Origin of the sequence: Neisseria flavescens (assembly GCF_001618065.1) — a bacterium.
Lineage (GTDB): Bacteria > Pseudomonadota > Gammaproteobacteria > Burkholderiales > Neisseriaceae > Neisseria > Neisseria flavescens_A.
The window spans coordinates 41,596-57,742 of record NZ_LAEI01000058.1; the positions used below are offsets into that span (position 1 = coordinate 41,596).

Consider the following 16,147-nt stretch of genomic DNA (forward strand, 5'->3'; position numbering starts at 1 on the left):
GCCCCAATTCATCGACGTTTAAGTGCCGTATTGAATTGGGGTTTTTCTATTTAGTATGAGCCTTATCGGGCCGTCTGAACATTATTCAGCAGCTTCGTGGTCTCAGCTTGAGTAGGAGCCGTTTCTGCTTCAGCGGTAGCCTTAGCGGCTTGACGTTCGGCTTGTGCAGCCAATGCCTGTTGAACGGCTGGGTGCTGTTGGGCGATGGTTTGTTCTTCTGCGCTGACTTCGCCTTTGAAGCGGTTGTTCAAGTCAAAACGTTTGCCGCCGCGAGCCAGGGCTTTCAGGTAGCGTGGACGGCGGCAGTGGTTGGCCAGTACGCGTGCAATCAGTGCAGGGTCGTATTGGGGCAGGGCGGCAACCAAGTCTTGGTCGATACCGACGGCCAACGGTTTGAATCGTTTGAATACATCATATTTGCCGTAGATGTGGTCGGCAATCATGTCTGTCTGTTTTTTCTTGCTCATGGTTTGGACGGCAGATTTCAGCGCAGCGCCCAAAGCGGTTTCTTGTGCCATTGCGGTTGTATTCCTCTAATATAAATCCGTATTTTCGTCATACGGCAATAAGGTGCTATTGTAGTATAAAGACTGTGATTTGGCTAAATTTTTCTGAGAATGTTCGATTGTAAATGTTTATTTTGCAAACGAGCTGGCACACTTATCTCAATAGGCGTTATGAAAGGTCGTCTGAAAATGTTCGGCACAATCTGCCATATTTGTTTTCAGACGACCTCAAGTGCACAGATGAAGCGCTTCATATTTTGCTAGCTTAAGAAGAGGGTTTGAAATGCCTATGCGATAATCTTTACTGGACTTCTTTTTGCAAAAGCAGGCCGATTTTGCTGTTTTCGGACTGTTCAATATTAGGCAGGATGTCGTCAGCAGTAAACGCTTTGCCATCATTGCCAACACTACGCAAATAATAATGAGCATCGCCACTGCGTTCGTAATAAAACAGTCGGAGCGGTTCGGAACTCAGAGGCGTAGTACTCGTATCATACATAAATATCGGCTTGTTTGGCTGAGATTCTTGGAGCTGCTCTAATGATTCAGGATAGACACCGTGTTGCAGACGGTAGAATTCGACTTCGGAAACCAAACTAGACAAAGTATTTACCGTCAGTTGCTGCCTCAGTTCGTCGTACATGCCTCCTCGCTGAACAAAGCCGAAATAAAACAATGCGCCGTAAAGCGCGACGGTGCATAACATTCCTAAGGAGGCAATCAAGGCAACGATTTTTGCACCGCGTTTGCGCCATCCCAATATACTTAAAACCAAAGCCGCTATGCCGAAGATCAAACCGATGAGCGGAATAAAGGAAACGCCTGCAAGGACATAAGCGGCTGTGTGGATTTTGGCAGGTGGTGCGACGAATGTGTGGTTTTCAGTATTTTCCATTGTAAGGTCCGGATGTATAGTTTAAGGCCGTCTGAAAAGTACCATATCATAATATCATATAAATAGGCGTTTTCAGGCGACCTTTTTAGATTTTACCCGCGAGTTTTGGCAATATCTGGCGTATCAACCACTACGTCGGTATTTTGCGCGCGATGGCGTAAGGCGTGGTCAATCAATACCAAGGCCAGCATGGCTTCTGCAATCGGAGCGACGCGTAATCCGACGCAGGGGTCGTGGCGACCGTGTGTGGCAAGCTCGACAGGGTTGCCTTCTATATCAATACTGCGGCGCGGTGTGGCGATGGAACTGGTCGGTTTGATGGCAATATTCACATGAATGTCTTGTCCGGTGCTGATGCCGCCCAAGATGCCGCCTGAGTGGTTGGACAGGAAGCCTTGCGGGGTGAGTTCGTCGCCGTGTTCGCTGCCGCGCTGGACGACGCTGCCGAAGCCCGCGCCGATTTCCACGCCTTTGACGGCGTTGATGCCCATCATGGCGTAGGCGATTTCGGCATCGAGGCGGTCGAAAACGGGTTCACCCAAGCCGACGGGGACGTTGGACGCTTCGATATGCAGTTTCGCGCCGACGGAATCCAACGATTTGCGCACGCTGTCCATATAGTTTTCCAGCTCGGCGATTTGGCTTTGGTTGGCAGCGAAGAAGGGATTTTGGGAAATGTACTCGTAGCCTTCAAACTGAATTTCTTTTTCGCCGACTTGGGTGACGTAGGCGGTGATTTCCGTGCCGAATTTTTCTTTCAGCCATTTCTTGGCGACGGCTCCGGCAGCAACGCGGGCGGCGGTTTCGCGGGCGGAGCTTCTGCCGCCGCCGCGGTAATCGCGCGTGCCGTATTTGTGCCAGTAGGTATAGTCGGCATGACCGGGACGGAAGCTGGTGGCGATGTTGCCGTAGTCTTTGCTGCGTTGGTCGGTATTGCGGATTAAGAGGGCGATGGGGGTGCCGGTAGTTTTGCCTTCGAAGACGCCGGAGAGGATTTCGACTTGGTCGGCTTCGCGGCGTTGGGTAACGTGGCGGCTGGTGCCGGGTTTGCGCCAGTCGAGGTCGGCTTGGATGTCTGACTCGGTCAATGCCAATCCGGGCGGGCAGCCGTCGATGATACAGCCCAAACCTGTGCCGTGGCTTTCGCCGAAGGTAGTAACGGTAAAGATTTGTCCGAAGGTGTTGCCTGCCATAGGGATACTCTTTTGAAATTGGGTTTGGAAATTTTTTGCTTGTTTGGATAATTCTCAGGCCGTCTGAACGGTGAGACGAGAATCTTTGATTTCGTTGTCATCTGTTCAGACGGCCTTTTGAGATGACTGCTTAGTTCAATTTACCGTGGCACTGTTTGTATTTCAGGCCACTGCCGCAAGGGCAAGGATCGTTGCGGTGAACAATCAGGCCGTTTTGTGCAAGCGCTTCAGGGCTGAAGTCTGTGCCGTCAGGATCGAATGCTTCGGTAACCAAGTCGGTTTGCGATTGACCGAGCAATTCTTCCATATCAGGCGCATCGGAGTGGACGGTTTGAACATCGCTGACGCTTTGTGCAGCAGTGTGGTCGTATTCACTATTGCGCTCGATTTGAACGGCGGTCAGCAAAGCAGCAATGTTTTGTTTGATACCGCGCCACAGGTTTTCAAACATGGCGAAAGCTTCGCGTTTGTATTCCTGTTTCGGATTTTTCTGAGCATAGCTGCGCAGATGGATGCCTTGGCGCAGGTAGTCCATGGCGGCGAGGTGTTCGCGCCATTGGTTGTCGATAACTTGTAGCATAACATTGCGTTCGAAGTCAGACATAGCCTGTTTGCCGACCAATTCGACTTTTTCGGCGTATTCGTCTTCGATGCGTTTGATGAGGCGTTCTTTAATGTCTTGGTTGTCCAAAGTGCTGTCTTCTTTCAGCCAGCCTTTAATATCGACATGCAGGCGGAAATCGGCGGCAAGTTGGTGCTCCAGTGCCGGAATGTCCCATTGCTCTTCCATGCTGTCAGGAGGGATGTGGTAATCAACCAAGTCGCTGATAACGTCGGCGCGGATTTCGCGGGTCAAATCGCTGACGTCTTTAGTCGTCAGAATTTCGTTGCGTTGATGGTAAATCACTTTACGTTGGTCATTGGCAACGTCATCGTATTCCAAAACCTGTTTACGCATATCGAAGTTGCGGCCTTCGACTTTACGTTGCGCGCCTTCGATTTGACGGGTCAGCAGGCCGTGTTCGATGGCAACGCCGCGTTCAGGTGCCAAGCGGTTGAGGATGGCGGCGGCACGGTCGAGTGCGAAGAGGCGCAGCAATGGGTCTTCAAACGACAGATAGAAACGGCTGGAGCCGGGGTCGCCCTGACGGCCGGCGCGACCACGCAACTGGTTGTCGATACGGCGGCTTTCATGGCGTTCCGTACCGATAATGTGCAAACCGCCTGCGACCACAACTTGGTCGTGTTCGGCTTGCCAACCGCTTTCAAGGGCGGAAATTTGCGCTTGTTTTTGCTGTTCGCTCAGGGTTTCATCGGCGTGGATGGCTTCGATTTGATGTTTGAGGTTGCCGCCCAAGACAATATCGGTACCGCGGCCAGCCATGTTAGTGGCAACGGTAATCGCGCCAACTTTACCGGCTTGGGCCACAATCAATGCCTCGCGCTCGTGTTCTTTGGCGTTCAGAACGTTATGCGGCAGACCTGCTTTATGTAATAAGTCAGAAACCAGTTCGGAGTTTTCGATGCTGGTGGTACCGACTAAAACCGGTTGGCCGTTTTTATGGCATTCGGCGATATCTTTGACAACAGCTTCAAATTTTTCTTCGGCTGAGCGGAAGATTTGGTCGTTGAAGTCTTTGCGTTGGACAGGACGGTTGGTCGGGATGATGACGGTTTCGAGGTTGTAAATGCTTTGGAACTCGAAGGCTTCGGTGTCAGCCGTACCGGTCATACCGGACAGTTTGCTGTACAGGCGGAAGTAGTTTTGGAAGGTAATAGATGCAAGCGTTTGGTTTTCGCGTTTGATTTCTACGCCTTCTTTGGCTTCAACGGCTTGGTGCAAGCCTTCGGACCAACGGCGGCCGGCCATCAGACGGCCTGTGAATTCGTCCACAATCACGATTTCACCGTCCTGAATGACGTAGTGTTGGTCTTTGTGGAACAGGGTGTGCGCACGTAATGCCGCCATGAGGTGGTGCATCAGGGAAATATTGGCGGCAGAGTAGAGCGAGTCGTTTTCCTGTAATAAGCCCATTTGGGTCAGGATTTGCTCGGCGTGTTCGTGACCGGCTTCGCTCAGGATAACTTGGTGTGCTTTTTCATCTACCCAGTAATCGCCTTCGCCTTCCTCGGTTTCTTGGCGGATAAGGTGGGCAGGAACGGCATCCATTACGCGGTAGAGCTGGATGTTGTCATCTGCCTGGCCGGAAATAATCAGCGGCGTACGCGCTTCGTCGATCAGAATGGAGTCCACTTCGTCGACAACGGCAAAGTTCAATTCGCGCTGAACTTTGTCGTATTGGTCGGTAACCATATTGTCGCGCAGGTAGTCGAAACCAAACTCGTTGTTTGTACCGTAAGTAATGTCGGCACCGTAAGCGGTTTGGCGTTCGAAAGGTTGCAAATCGGCGACGATCACGCCGACGCTCAAGCCTAAGAAATTGTACAACGGCTCCATAATGCTCGCGTCACGGGAGGCGAGGTAGTCGTTGACGGTAACGACGTGTACACCTTTTCCTGACAATGCATTCAGGTAAACGGCAAGGGTGGCCACCAATGTTTTACCTTCACCGGTACGCATTTCGGCGATTTTGCCGTTGTGCAGAACCATACCGCCGATCAGCTGTACATCGAAGTGGCGCATGCCCAATACGCGGCGGGATGCCTCGCGGCAGACGGCAAAGGCTTCAACCAAAATATCATCTAGCGTTTGTCCGTCAGCGAGGCGTTGTTTGAATTCGGCGGTTTTGGCCTGTAAATCTGCGTCGCTCAACGCTTTCATCTGTTCTTCGAGTGCATTGATTTTAGCAACGGATTTACGATATTGTTTCAGCAGGCGGTCGTTGCGGCTGCCGAAGATTTTCTTAGCAATGTTTGTCAGCATGAATAATTCCTGCGCCTTGATATAATAGTGGGCGAAATTGGGATTTTAACACAAGCGCTTGTATAACGCGGTAATGCTGTTTGAAATAAAGGTGGTTTTGCTGTATTTCAATTGTAATTGTTTGGTTAATTTACTGAAAGGCCGTCTGAAATATATGGATTTAGCACAATTGGGCAAGCGTGATCGCTTATTGGCGGGCTTGTTGCAACAATCGCAACAATGGCGGAAATTGGATGCAAAAATCAAAACGGTTTTGCCGGTCAACCTACATCCGCATTTTCAGACGGCCTGCGTAGAAGACGGAAGATTGGTTTTGCTTGCTGCCAACAATATGGCTGCTTCGCGTTTAAAAATGATCCTGCCCGCCATGTTGCCCAAGTTGCAAGTATTGCATGACGGAATACGGGAAGTGGCGGTCAGGGTGGTCCCCAAACCTCCTCCTCATCCGAAAACCAACAGCTTGCGATTGAGCGAGGCTGCTTTGGACAGCTTCGATGCGGCTGCGGCCAAATTGGAAGGCAAGCATCCCGAATTGGCAGCGGCATTGGCAGAATTGGTACGCAAGCACAGCCGCTAAAATCATGCCGAATGAGATTATGGTTAATAAATGTTAAAACTTATTTCATTTGACCGATAGCATCTAATACTAAAGAAATACGACCTAAACAGTAACTGTTTTCTTTTAGGTAAACTGATGTAAACTTGGCCTGAAACTTTGATTTCGTGTGAAGTTTGTAGCAAAATAACGCCTGAATTTCTTATCGCTCTGCGTGAATAAGTTTACGTTTGGCATTTGCCTTTGTTAATATATTCGCGCGGGTTCTATTAATAGAACTTAACAAGACTCTCATCATTAGGAGATACATCAATGAAAGCTTATCTGGCTCTGATTTCCGCTGCCGTTATCGGCTTGGCTGCATGCTCTCAAGAAGCTGCAAAACCTGCTGAAGCACCTGCTGCTTCCGCTGCTTCTGAAGCTGCTCCTGCAGAAACTACTGCACCTGCCGATGCCGCTCCTGCCTCTGAAGCTGCTCCAGCCGATGCTGCCGCCGCTCCTGCTGCCGGCAACTGCGCAACTACTGTTGAAGCCAACGACGCTATGCAGTTCAACACTAAAGAAATCCAAGTAAGCAAAGCTTGTAAAGAATTCACCATCACTTTGAAACACACCGGTACCCAACCTAAAGAAAGCATGGGTCACAACATCGTCATCGGTAAAGCTGAAGACATGGACGGTATTTTCAAAGACGGTGCCGGTGCTGCTGCAACTGACTACGTTAAACCTGACGACGCACGCGTTGTTGCCCACACCAAACTGGTTGGCGGCGGCGAAGAAGCTTCCCTGACTCTGGATCCTGCTAAATTGGCCGGCGGCGAATACAAATTCGCTTGTACCTTCCCAGGTCACGGCGCTTTGATGAACGGTAAAGTTACTTTAGTTGACTAATCCGCCTCAAGCTCGAAAACAGACAGCCTGCCTTGCGCAGGCTGTTTTGTTATAATCTGGAAACATTAATTTAAGAATAAAACTTCAAAACCATGAATCCGTTTGAAACCAAAAGCGTTACTTTTGCCGAACCCATTGAAATGCTGTACGCCTGTCATGGCAAAGTGCGCCGTTTCTGCAGCCAGGTTGCCATGTTGTCGGACTATATTGCCGAAAACGGCTGCAATCAAATCGTTTTGCAAACCATCCGCCAGATTGCCCAATATTTTAATGTTGCTGCGCCGTTGCACCATGAAGACGAAGAAGAAAATTTCTTCCCGCTTCTATTGCAATATGCGCCGCAAGCTCAAGAAAGCGTTGACGAGCTTTTGCGCCAACATATCAGCCTGCACAACAACTGGGCGGCGGTATCTGCCGAATTCGCCAAACTCGAAGCAGACAACGCCTATGTCCCCGATGCGGAAACGTTCAAACGCTTTGTCGCAGGATATGATGTTCATCTGGCAATTGAAGAGCCGCTATTTGATATGGGCAAAACCTTTATCCCCAAAGAAAAACTGACCGAAATCGGCGAAATTATGGCCGCACGCCGCCGCAAATAAGGCCGTCTAAAACAATCGTCTCAAGGATATATTATGCTGACCCCAAAAAGTTGCGATTTGTTCAATATTCCTTTTTTCCAGTTTTCCCAGCTTAAAAAATACCAGCCTGAAAGCATTCCGCAAATCAAAGCCGACTATAAAGAAAACTGGCAGGTATGGCAGCAGCTGATCCAGCAGGTTGCCGCCGAATTGGGTGCACCGTTTGCGCCGCCGCATATCGAACGCTGGTGTAACGGCTGGCAGGTTCGCGCTCATTTCTTTGCCTATTTCAAATACGAACAATATAAAAATTCCGCAGCGATTTTGTCGATTTTGCTGAATCGCCGCCGTTTGAGTGTCAGCTTGGATTGGCACTGCTATAAAGCCGATGTTTCACCTATTGCGCTGCCTGATTACAACCGCTGGCTGGATAATTTTGATACTGAAAAATACGCTTCATTCGATATGTGGCACGGCGCGGAAAGCGAATATGACGATTATCGTACCGTCGCCCAACAAAGCGACGGCGATAGAAAGCTTCGAGACGACAAAGATTTCTTCTGTATCGGGAAACACATCGAACGCGATGATTTAGGCAAGCAGGATGTCGTGAAATGGATAGTGGAAACAGTGGAAGAATTACTGCCGCTTTATGAAGCTTGCCATGGAAAATAACTCAGAATACTGAAAGGCAGACTGCCTATTCAGTATCTTCAAATAAATCAAGGCTGTCTGAAAATTATATTCAGAACATTTCAGACGGCCTGTTTCTCAAAGTGAACAAATATGACCGAAACCCAATCCCTAGAGCTTGCCAAAGCGCTGATTTCCCGCCCGTCCGTTACGCCGGATGACCAAAACTGCCAACAACTGCTGGCCGAACGCCTGCAAAAAATCGGTTTTGCCGTAGAAAAGCTTCATTTTGGCGACACCAAAAACGTTTGGTTGCGACGCGGTACGCAGGCTCCGGTGTTCTGCTTTGCCGGACATACCGATGTCGTGCCGACAGGCCCTGTTGAAAAATGGGATTTTCCTCCGTTTGAACCGACCGAGCGTGAAGGCCGTCTGTATGGTCGCGGCGCGGCGGATATGAAAACCAGCATTGCCTGTTTCGTTACCGCCTGCGAGCGTTTCGTTGCCGAAAATCCCGACCACCAAGGCAGCATCGCGCTCCTGATTACTTCTGACGAAGAGGGCGATGCGCTGGACGGTACAACCAAAGTCGTTGATGTGTTGAAAGCGCGCGGCGAGTTGATTGATTACTGTATCGTCGGCGAACCGACTGCTGTGGATAAATTGGGCGATATGTTGAAAAACGGCCGACGTGGCTCGTTGTCGGGCAATCTGACCGTCAAAGGCAAGCAAGGCCATATTGCCTATCCGCATTTGGCAATCAATCCCGTGCATACTTTTGCCCCGGCCTTGCTGGAACTGACACAAGAGGTCTGGGACGAGGGCAACGAATACTTTCCGCCGACCAGTTTCCAAATTTCCAATATCAACGGTGGTACAGGCGCGACCAACGTTATTCCTGGTGAGCTGAACGTCAAATTCAATTTCCGTTTCTCTACCGAGTCCACCGAAGAAGGTCTGAAACAACGCGTCCACGCCATTTTGGACAAACACGGCGTGCAATACGATTTGCAGTGGTCTTGCTCAGGCCAACCTTTCCTGACTCAGGCAGGAAAACTAACCGACGTGGCACGCGAAGCCATTGCCGAGATTTGTGGCATTGAGGCCGAATTGTCCACCACTGGCGGCACTTCGGATGGACGCTTCATCAAAGCCATTGCCACAGAACTCATCGAATTAGGCCCGTCTAACGCGACCATCCACCAAATCAACGAAAACGTACGTTTGGAAGATATTCCGAAGCTGTCGGCGGTATATGAAGGTATGTTGAAACGTTTGTTGAAGTGAAAAAGGCCGTCTGAAAAAGTAGGATATTAGCCTGATAAAATGGTGTATATTTTTCTTAAGCAATACTGCGATAACAATTAGTTGATAAGGAGAAAAATTGAAGTACGATAATTTTTTCTTTCCTGCAGATGATCTGGCTACTAGTTGCCGTTTTTATCAAGATGTACTGGATTTGCCCGTTAAATTCGACTTTTCCGAAAGCGGTATGGTTGCTTTTCGGGTGGGCGAAGAAGAAGCTGCTATTATTCTTAAAGAGCGGAAAAAATTTCCCAATATGACGCCTGCCGTGTGGATTGAAGTGGATGATGTGCGCGCGAAGTATGCGGCGTTACAGGGTAGAAATATCCGTTTTCTAAGTGAACCTTTCCGTATTCGTACCGGATGGGCTGTGGAATTTTTTGATCCGTCGGGTAATCGTTTGGGGTTTGTTGATTATCGGGAGTAAATGCAGATGATTACTCTGCCTTCTTTAGATGCGCTTCCAGCAAAGTGGAATGAAATCCGAGAACTATTGGAAACAGACTTTTCCGCCGACCTTGAAGCCCTGATGCACGAGCGGTTTACGGAACATGAAGCCAAGCAGTTTGAGCAGGATTTTATTGACTGTATCGGTTGTGCCCCTGAGGAATATGTCCGTATCCGACGAACCATCCGACTGTTGGAAACGCGTTATCCTGATAGTTCGAACGAACTGACTGCCGCCGTGCTTGCCACGCCTTTGGGCGAGATGTTGGCGGTGTTCGGCAGTAAGGGTTTGTGTCTGCTGGAATTTGTCGGGCAGAAACAGCTAGAGCAGGAAATCATGGCTGTCCAAAAAGCTTTGCGTGGGCAGTTTATTTTCCAAGAAAATGAGCAAACGCAACTTTTACGCCAAGAATTGGATTTATACTTTCAAGGCCGTCTGAAAGTTTTTGCGACGCCTTTGGAAACGATAGGCACGGCCTTTCAGCAGCAGGTGTGGAATGCGCTGCTGACCATTCCTTACGGCGAAACACGCAGCTACAAGGAGCAGGCGCAACAGTTGGGTAATCCTAAAGCCGTCCGCGCCGTTGCCGCTGCCAACGGGCAGAACAAGGTGTCTATCTTGATTCCCTGTCACCGCGTTATCGGCAGCGACGGCAAGCTGACCGGCTACGCAGGCGGTTTGAACCGCAAACAATCGTTGCTTGCCTTGGAGCGAGGCGAAGTTCAGACGGCCTTATTTTGAGAGGATAAGAGGCTGCATTAGGGGCAGGCTTCGCACGCTGAAAAATTGAGTAGCAGAAGGTCGGGGAAGCCCGGAAAAATCTGCATGGAGAAAAATGTTGGGCAATGCCCACGCTAGAAAAAGAGAAATAAGACATGAGCCTGAAAAACCGCCATTTTTTAAAACTTTTGGATTTTACGCCGGAAGAAATTACTACCTATCTCGACCTTGCCGCCGAATTGAAGGCCGCTAAAAAAGCAGGGCGCGAAGTGCAGCGGATGAAGGGGAAAAACATTGCCCTGATTTTCGAGAAAACATCAACCCGCACCCGTTGCGCGTTTGAAGTGGCCGCACGCGATCAAGGGGTAGGGGTAACTTATCTGGAGCCTTCTGCCAGCCAAATCGGGCATAAGGAAAGCATTAAGGATACGGCGCGGGTTTTGGGCGGATGTTTGACGGTATCGAATATCGCGGCTTTGGGCAGGATGTGGTGGAAGAGCTGGCCAAGTATGCAGGCGTGCCTGTGTTCAATGGTTTGACCAACGAGTTCCACCCGACCCAAATGCTCGCTGATGCGCTGACGATGCGCGAGCATAGCAACAAGCCTTTGAACCAGATTGCGTTTGCCTATGTCGGCGATGCGCGTTACAACATGGCCAATTCGTTGCTGGTGTTAGCTGCGAAACTGGGCATGGACGTGCGTATCGGTGCGCCGAAAAGTTTGTGGCCGTCTGAAAACATTATCGAGACGGTGCAGGCTGTTGCCAAAGAGACCGGCGGACGGATTCTGTTGACGGAGAATGTGAAAGAAGCCGTAAAAGGCGTGGATTTTATCCATACCGATGTGTGGGTCAGCATGGGTGAGCCTAAAGAGGCGTGGCAGGAACGTATCGATTTGCTGAAAGGTTACCGCGTTACCCCCGAATTGATGGCGGCGGCGGAAAATCCGCAAGTCAAGTTTATGCATTGCCTGCCTGCTTTCCATAATCGTGAAACCAAAGTCGGTGAATGGATTTATGAGACATTCGGTCTGAATGGTGTGGAAGTAACGGAAGAAGTTTTCGAAAGCGAAGCCAGCATTGTGTTTGATCAGGCAGAAAACCGGATGCACACGATTAAAGCGGTGATGGTAGCGGCATTGGGCGATTGATTTTGGCGCTCAACGCTGCTTACTGCTCCATTTAATAGAGATTAAATAAAGGCCGTCTGAAAGAAAGACTTTCAGACGGCCTTGTCGTTTGCTTGGGGTTTATTGCCAAATCAGAACTTTGGGTTCGGGCGTTACTTGATAGCCTTCTTTACGTAGCAGTTCGATTAAGCCTTTTTCGCTGGGTAAATGGGCAATACCGACGGCAAAGAGGGTGCTTTGTTTGGCCGATTGCTTGCGGATTTCAGGCAGCCATGCCAAGTTGCGGCGGATCAGAAGGTCGTTTTTCAGCCAATCGGACATGGCTTTGGCGTGTTTGGTATCAACAAGTTTGAGGGTGCGCTGTTCGGTTTCTTCCAAAAGTGGGATGAGTTCTTCAAAGCGGCCGTCTGAATAGGCTTGATGGAGTTTTTTGATATCTTCGGTTTCTTCTTTATTGGTTTTAATGCTGGCTTTCAGAAAGTTGAGCATGGTCTCTTCAGGCTGGGCTTTGAAGATCGCGGTAACATCGTCCAAACTTTCCAATGAACCACGCGGCTTATTGATGTCGGCGGCCGCATTGGTCAGCAACATATCTGCACCGGTTTCTGCGCTATATCCTTGGGGAAATGCGCTGCCGGCAAAAACCAATGCTGCCCACGGATGGAGTTTGTCGGCAATTTGGGCAATGGGTCGGCTTTCTTCATTTTTTGAATAGATTTCTTGTAAAAGACGGAAATCTGTTTTGCCAAGCTTGCGACTGAGCGGTTCGGTACTCATGACCTCTTTGAAGTATTTTTGATACATTTTTTTTGTTTCCGGGCTGCTGTCCGGCAATGCGTCAACTTCTGTGGTCAGTTGGTTGGTGGATTGCAACAGTTTGAGGGCATCGGAAGACAAGGTCTGATTGGTTTTCCCCATGTGGATGGTGCCGAGCAGATAGGAATCGGGTTGGCCTTCTTTGCTGATTTTCCAAACATTGCTGGTGAGTTTAGGCTGCTGCCAATTGAGTTCGGCAGGTTTGCTTTCGGGTAAAGTTGCAGCGGGTTTGCAGGTACCTAAGGCGAGGGCGGTAAATGGTATCAGCAGACAGGCAAGCAGTTTTTTCATGTTTTTCCTTATTGTGGTGTGCGGTAGGCAAGAGCAATTTAGAAATCGAGTAGGTTTTGAACTGGATGTTCGCCCGTTTCGGTTTTTTCCAGTTTGCGGTTGCGGATTTTGGCCTTCCTGAGGGATAGAAGGTGCATGACTTGATGCTTTTGGCTGTTGGTCATCTGGAGCCAGTACAAGCGTTCTTCCCGGCTGCGCAGGCAGCCTTTGCAAAAACCTTTGGCATTGGCTTCGCAGACACCTATACAGGGACTGGGGATGGGGAAAAAATCAGGTTGTTCCATATTTTAAAAGCGTTTGAGAAAAGAGACCGGACAAACCAAAATTGTAGACTGCATTCGTATTTGTCTAAACACGATCGGTGTATCCAGCAGGGTTCCTAATATCCAATTGAGTTGATCATTTCAATAAGTTTATATCTGCCACCCTAGGCATAAAAAACCTAAGAGAAACCATAAATATATCGCAGAAGAAGTCAGTATCTTCCCTATCGTCAGATTTTCCCAATAAAACCCAAGTAAGAACATTATAAAAATTAAAGGAATTCCAATATAAATATAATATTTAAGCGAACCTAATTCACTGAACACGTTTATAACAGAATAGAGATCGATAAATCCACCTGACCAAAAAACAATTATTGCCGGCCCTAAAAAAATAGCCGTTATTAAATGAGGGAGCAGTATGATTTTTATCCATTCTTTATATTTGTTGTTCATTTTAATCTCAATTACTGCAATGGTATCGTATCGATTCAAATGGGGGAGCAAAGTATACAGTAACGTCACCAAGAATAATTACGGTATGTTTGGCAGAATCATGTTTTAATACATATTTGGAGTTCCGCTATATTTTGATTTTCAGACGACCTATGTGTAGCCCCAACTATCTGCATTTTATGACTTAATCAGTTTGCGCAAAGACTGATTGTTGTATTTGATATCGGCAATCAGCTGGTCATATTGGTGCATTCTACGGAGCGAGCGGGTAATCAGATAGACCGAGAAAATAATCAAGCTGATGTTCATCAGACTGACCAGTACGAGCAAAGGCCAAACATCAACGGCCTCGTACCATTTCGATGTCGCAATCAGCGCACTGAAAATAGACAAAGGGAGTGCGAAAACGGCAATGCCCGTACGCATGATAGCAAGTGCCGTGCGTTTTTCAGCAAGGAGAAGCTGCACTTGATTGATGCTGAGGATATCGTTTTGCTGTTCGGTAATCATAGGATACGCGCCTATACAAATTAACTTTGAATCCTGATAAAGCGGGAAATATGGTTTTATGTTACCCGAAAGTATTGAAAATAAAACAAAGGTCGTCTGAAAATTTTCAGACGACCATACCGGCAATAGGGAAAGAAACCGCAGTGATCCTACTAAGACACCTCACAGATAAAAATTTTGAAACAGCGAATAAATTTGTAGCCTTTGCCGGTCTAAGTCCAAAAATTGAACAATCAGGAACAAGTGTCAATAAAAAAGGCAGATTGAGCCGATACGGACACCGCCAATTAAAACGCGCCTTGTTTATGCCTGCCCTTGTTGCCTACCGCATGGATGCATTTCCTCAACTTGTCAGAAATTTGGAAGCGGCAAAAAAGCCTAAGATGATAATCATCGTTGCACTAATGCGGAAATTGGCAAAAATCGCATTTTATATACACAAGACTAAAAAGCCATTTGATAAAGCGCGACATCAGACGGTTTAACGAATTTATACAAAACAAAACGGCTGTAAAAACAGCCGTTCTTTGTCGTTTCCGTTGAAAATGCAATAACTAAATATCCATTAAAAACAGAAGCATAGGAAATTAACCTATTTTAATAATTGACAGGTCAATATATCATCTTTTCTATTCCTATTTATACAGTTTGCGAGTATTTGGCTTTGGTTTCTTTATGGCGCAAATGGTAGTCGAACACCATGGCGATGTTGCGGATCAGGAAACGGCCCTTCGGCGTAACGGTCAGGCTGTGCGGTTTGAGACGGACCAGGCCGAGGGTTTCCAGTTGCTTCATATCTTCCAGTTCGGCTGCAAAATAGCGGCTAAACGGAATGCCGAACACGCTTTCATAAATTTGATAATCAAGCGAGAAGCGGCACATCAAATCCTGAATGATGTTGCGGCGCAGAATGTCGTCTTGATTGAGCTGGTAGCCGCGCATAATCGGCAGATGTCCGGCATCGAGTGCGGCGTAATAGGCATCGATGTCGCGCTCGTTTTGGGAGTAGGTGCTGCCGATTTTGCCGATAGAGGATACGCCGATTGCCACCAAGTCGCAGTCGGCATAGGTCGAGTAGCCTTGGAAGTTGCGTTGCAGGAAGCCTTCTTTGAGGGCGATGGAGAGTTCGTCGTCAGGTTTGGCAAAGTGGTCCATACCGATGAAAACATAGCCGCGCTCGGTCAGGGTTTGAACGCAATATTGCAGCATATCGAGTTTTTCTTCGCTGCCGGGTACGACATTGGTGTCGATACGGCGTTGCGGTTTGAAGATATGCGGCAGGTGGGCGTAGTGGTAAAGGGCGAGGCGGTCGGGATCGAGGGATAAGACCGTGTCGATGGTGGTTTTGATGCTTTCGGTGTTTTGGTGCGGCAGGCCGTAAATTAAATCGACGCTGACTGATTTAAATCCGGCTTCACGCGCGGCATCAATCACTTCTTTGGTTTCTTCGTAGCTTTGAATGCGGTTGACGGCTTCCTGCACTTTAGGGTCAAAGTCTTGAATACCGACACTCATGCGGTTGAAACCGAGTTTGCCCAGTTTGAGGACGGTCTCGCGGCTGACTTTGCGCGGGTCGATTTCGATGGAGTATTCGCCGTTGGGAATCAGCTGGAAGTATTTACGAATCATGTCGAAGACGCGTTCGAGTTGGTCATCGCTCAGGAATGTCGGCGTACCGCCGCCGAAGTGGAGCTGCGCGAGCTGGTGTCTTCCGCCCAAATGCGGGGCCAGCAATTCCATTTCTTTTTCCAGATACTGGATATAGGCATCGGCACGGCTTTTGTCTTTGGTAATGATTTTATTGCAGCCGCAGTAATAGCAGATGGTATTGCAGAAGGGAATGTGGATGTAGAGTGAAAGGGGTTTGTTGAGTGCGCCCATGTTGCGCAGGTTTAAAGCTTGGATATATTCGGCTTCTTTAAAGCCTTCATGGAAGCGGTCGGCGGTCGGATAGGATGTATAACGTGGGCCGCTTGATGGCAAACTGGCAATCAATTCGCGGTCGAATTCCGGTAATTCATTGTTTGTGTTGGTGTTATTTGAGATAGGGATAATTTTCATGGTAGGGGC

Annotated in this window: 15 protein-coding genes and 2 pseudogenes; 9 read left to right on the forward strand and 8 right to left on the reverse strand. The window is 48.5% G+C overall.

Translation table 11 applies throughout. From position 1 onward, the window contains the following. Positions 1–62 precede the first annotated feature (62 nt). The 4 genes from TW89_RS09075 to secA form a co-directional block, all read right to left on the reverse strand. A complete protein-coding gene (locus TW89_RS09075) occupies positions 63–518 on the reverse strand; it encodes a ProQ/FINO family protein (protein WP_128581234.1) in 456 nt (151 codons plus the stop codon). A gap of 289 nt (positions 519–807) precedes the next feature. Next, the gene (locus TW89_RS09080) at positions 808–1,401 is read right to left on the reverse strand and encodes a type II secretion system protein GspG (RefSeq protein WP_128581235.1); all 594 of its coding nucleotides are present in this window, start codon (positions 1,399–1,401) and stop codon (positions 808–810) included. A 92-nt stretch (positions 1,402–1,493) separates the two neighbouring features. Then, entirely contained in the window at positions 1,494–2,594 is a 1,101-nt protein-coding gene (gene aroC / locus TW89_RS09085) for a chorismate synthase (RefSeq protein ID WP_128581236.1), read from the reverse strand. Positions 2,595–2,724: 130 nt separating this feature from the next. Then, on the reverse strand, positions 2,725–5,478 hold the full coding sequence (gene secA, locus TW89_RS09090) for a preprotein translocase subunit SecA (RefSeq protein WP_128581237.1): 2,754 nt from the start codon (positions 5,476–5,478) through the stop codon (positions 2,725–2,727). A gap of 154 nt (positions 5,479–5,632) precedes the next feature. Here secA and TW89_RS09095 point away from each other — a divergent pair, with 154 nt between their 5' ends. The 8 genes and pseudogenes from TW89_RS09095 (at position 5,633) to argF (ending at position 11,762) form a co-directional block, all read left to right on the forward strand. After that, on the forward strand, positions 5,633–6,055 hold the full coding sequence (locus TW89_RS09095) for a DciA family protein (protein ID WP_164836718.1): 423 nt from the start codon (positions 5,633–5,635) through the stop codon (positions 6,053–6,055). A gap of 291 nt (positions 6,056–6,346) precedes the next feature. After that, on the forward strand, positions 6,347–6,925 hold the full coding sequence (gene azu, locus TW89_RS09100) for an azurin (protein WP_003748712.1): 579 nt from the start codon (positions 6,347–6,349) through the stop codon (positions 6,923–6,925). A gap of 92 nt (positions 6,926–7,017) precedes the next feature. Beyond that, positions 7,018–7,527: a hemerythrin domain-containing protein gene (locus TW89_RS09105; RefSeq protein ID WP_036493113.1), complete on the forward strand. Its 510-nt coding sequence runs from the start codon at positions 7,018–7,020 to the stop codon at positions 7,525–7,527. Between the two features lie 33 nt (positions 7,528–7,560). After that, positions 7,561–8,181 (forward strand): glucose-6-phosphate 1-dehydrogenase family protein, encoded by a 621-nt coding sequence (locus tag TW89_RS09110; protein ID WP_107810697.1) that lies wholly within the window; start codon positions 7,561–7,563, stop codon positions 8,179–8,181. Between the two features lie 111 nt (positions 8,182–8,292). Beyond that, positions 8,293–9,426 carry a succinyl-diaminopimelate desuccinylase gene (gene dapE, locus TW89_RS09115; protein WP_128581239.1) on the forward strand — a complete coding sequence of 378 codons (1,134 nt, stop codon included), beginning with the start codon at positions 8,293–8,295 and terminating at the stop codon, positions 9,424–9,426. Between the two features lie 97 nt (positions 9,427–9,523). Further along, positions 9,524–9,871, forward strand: a complete 348-nt coding sequence (locus TW89_RS09120) for a VOC family protein (protein ID WP_128581240.1) — start codon at positions 9,524–9,526, stop codon at positions 9,869–9,871. A gap of 6 nt (positions 9,872–9,877) precedes the next feature. Beyond that, positions 9,878–10,633, forward strand: a complete 756-nt coding sequence (locus TW89_RS09125; protein ID WP_128581253.1) for a methylated-DNA--[protein]-cysteine S-methyltransferase — start codon at positions 9,878–9,880, stop codon at positions 10,631–10,633. A 134-nt stretch (positions 10,634–10,767) separates the two neighbouring features. Continuing rightward, positions 10,768–11,762: pseudogene (argF, locus tag TW89_RS09130) on the forward strand (ornithine carbamoyltransferase). A gap of 99 nt (positions 11,763–11,861) precedes the next feature. Here the strand turns inward: argF and TW89_RS09135 are convergent. The 3 genes from TW89_RS09135 to TW89_RS09150 all read right to left on the reverse strand — a co-directional run bounded on the left by TW89_RS09135 (position 11,862) and on the right by TW89_RS09150 (position 14,077). Then, a complete protein-coding gene (locus tag TW89_RS09135) occupies positions 11,862–12,848 on the reverse strand; it encodes a TraB/GumN family protein (RefSeq protein WP_128581241.1) in 987 nt (328 codons plus the stop codon). 38 nt (positions 12,849–12,886) lie between these two features. Next, positions 12,887–13,132, reverse strand: a complete 246-nt coding sequence (locus TW89_RS09140; RefSeq protein ID WP_128581242.1) for a DUF1289 domain-containing protein — start codon at positions 13,130–13,132, stop codon at positions 12,887–12,889. Positions 13,133–13,744: 612 nt separating this feature from the next. After that, complete coding sequence (locus TW89_RS09150; RefSeq protein WP_128581243.1) at positions 13,745–14,077, reverse strand: hypothetical protein; 333 nt, start codon at positions 14,075–14,077, stop codon at positions 13,745–13,747. Positions 14,078–14,187: 110 nt separating this feature from the next. Between TW89_RS09150 and TW89_RS09155 the strand changes: the two are divergent. After that, positions 14,188–14,562: pseudogene (locus TW89_RS09155) on the forward strand (transposase); the annotation flags it as partial. 154 nt (positions 14,563–14,716) lie between these two features. Here TW89_RS09155 and hemN read toward each other — a convergent pair. Then, positions 14,717–16,138 carry an oxygen-independent coproporphyrinogen III oxidase gene (gene hemN / locus TW89_RS09160; protein ID WP_128581244.1) on the reverse strand — a complete coding sequence of 474 codons (1,422 nt, stop codon included), beginning with the start codon at positions 16,136–16,138 and terminating at the stop codon, positions 14,717–14,719. Between the last annotated feature and the right edge of the window lie 9 nt (positions 16,139–16,147).

Excerpts from the sequence above, each read along its gene's own strand:
- TW89_RS09110 (WP_107810697.1), top strand. The coding sequence starts at position 7,561 with ATGCTGACCCCAAAAAGTTGCGATTTGTTCAATATTCCTTTTTTCCAG.
- azu (WP_003748712.1), top strand. The coding sequence starts at position 6,347 with ATGAAAGCTTATCTGGCTCTGATTTCCGCTGCCGTTATCGGCTTGGCT.
- aroC (WP_128581236.1), bottom strand. The coding sequence starts at position 2,594 with ATGGCAGGCAACACCTTCGGACAAATCTTTACCGTTACTACCTTCGGC.
- TW89_RS09135 (WP_128581241.1), bottom strand. The coding sequence starts at position 12,848 with ATGAAAAAACTGCTTGCCTGTCTGCTGATACCATTTACCGCCCTCGCC.
- TW89_RS09105 (WP_036493113.1), top strand. The coding sequence starts at position 7,018 with ATGAATCCGTTTGAAACCAAAAGCGTTACTTTTGCCGAACCCATTGAA.
- TW89_RS09150 (WP_128581243.1), bottom strand. The coding sequence starts at position 14,077 with ATGATTACCGAACAGCAAAACGATATCCTCAGCATCAATCAAGTGCAG.
- TW89_RS09095 (WP_164836718.1), top strand. The coding sequence starts at position 5,633 with ATGGATTTAGCACAATTGGGCAAGCGTGATCGCTTATTGGCGGGCTTG.
- hemN (WP_128581244.1), bottom strand. The coding sequence starts at position 16,138 with ATGAAAATTATCCCTATCTCAAATAACACCAACACAAACAATGAATTA.
- TW89_RS09125 (WP_128581253.1), top strand. The coding sequence starts at position 9,878 with ATGATTACTCTGCCTTCTTTAGATGCGCTTCCAGCAAAGTGGAATGAA.
- TW89_RS09140 (WP_128581242.1), bottom strand. The coding sequence starts at position 13,132 with ATGGAACAACCTGATTTTTTCCCCATCCCCAGTCCCTGTATAGGTGTC.
- dapE (WP_128581239.1), top strand. The coding sequence starts at position 8,293 with ATGACCGAAACCCAATCCCTAGAGCTTGCCAAAGCGCTGATTTCCCGC.
- TW89_RS09075 (WP_128581234.1), bottom strand. The coding sequence starts at position 518 with ATGGCACAAGAAACCGCTTTGGGCGCTGCGCTGAAATCTGCCGTCCAA.
- TW89_RS09080 (WP_128581235.1), bottom strand. The coding sequence starts at position 1,401 with ATGGAAAATACTGAAAACCACACATTCGTCGCACCACCTGCCAAAATC.
- secA (WP_128581237.1), bottom strand. The coding sequence starts at position 5,478 with ATGCTGACAAACATTGCTAAGAAAATCTTCGGCAGCCGCAACGACCGC.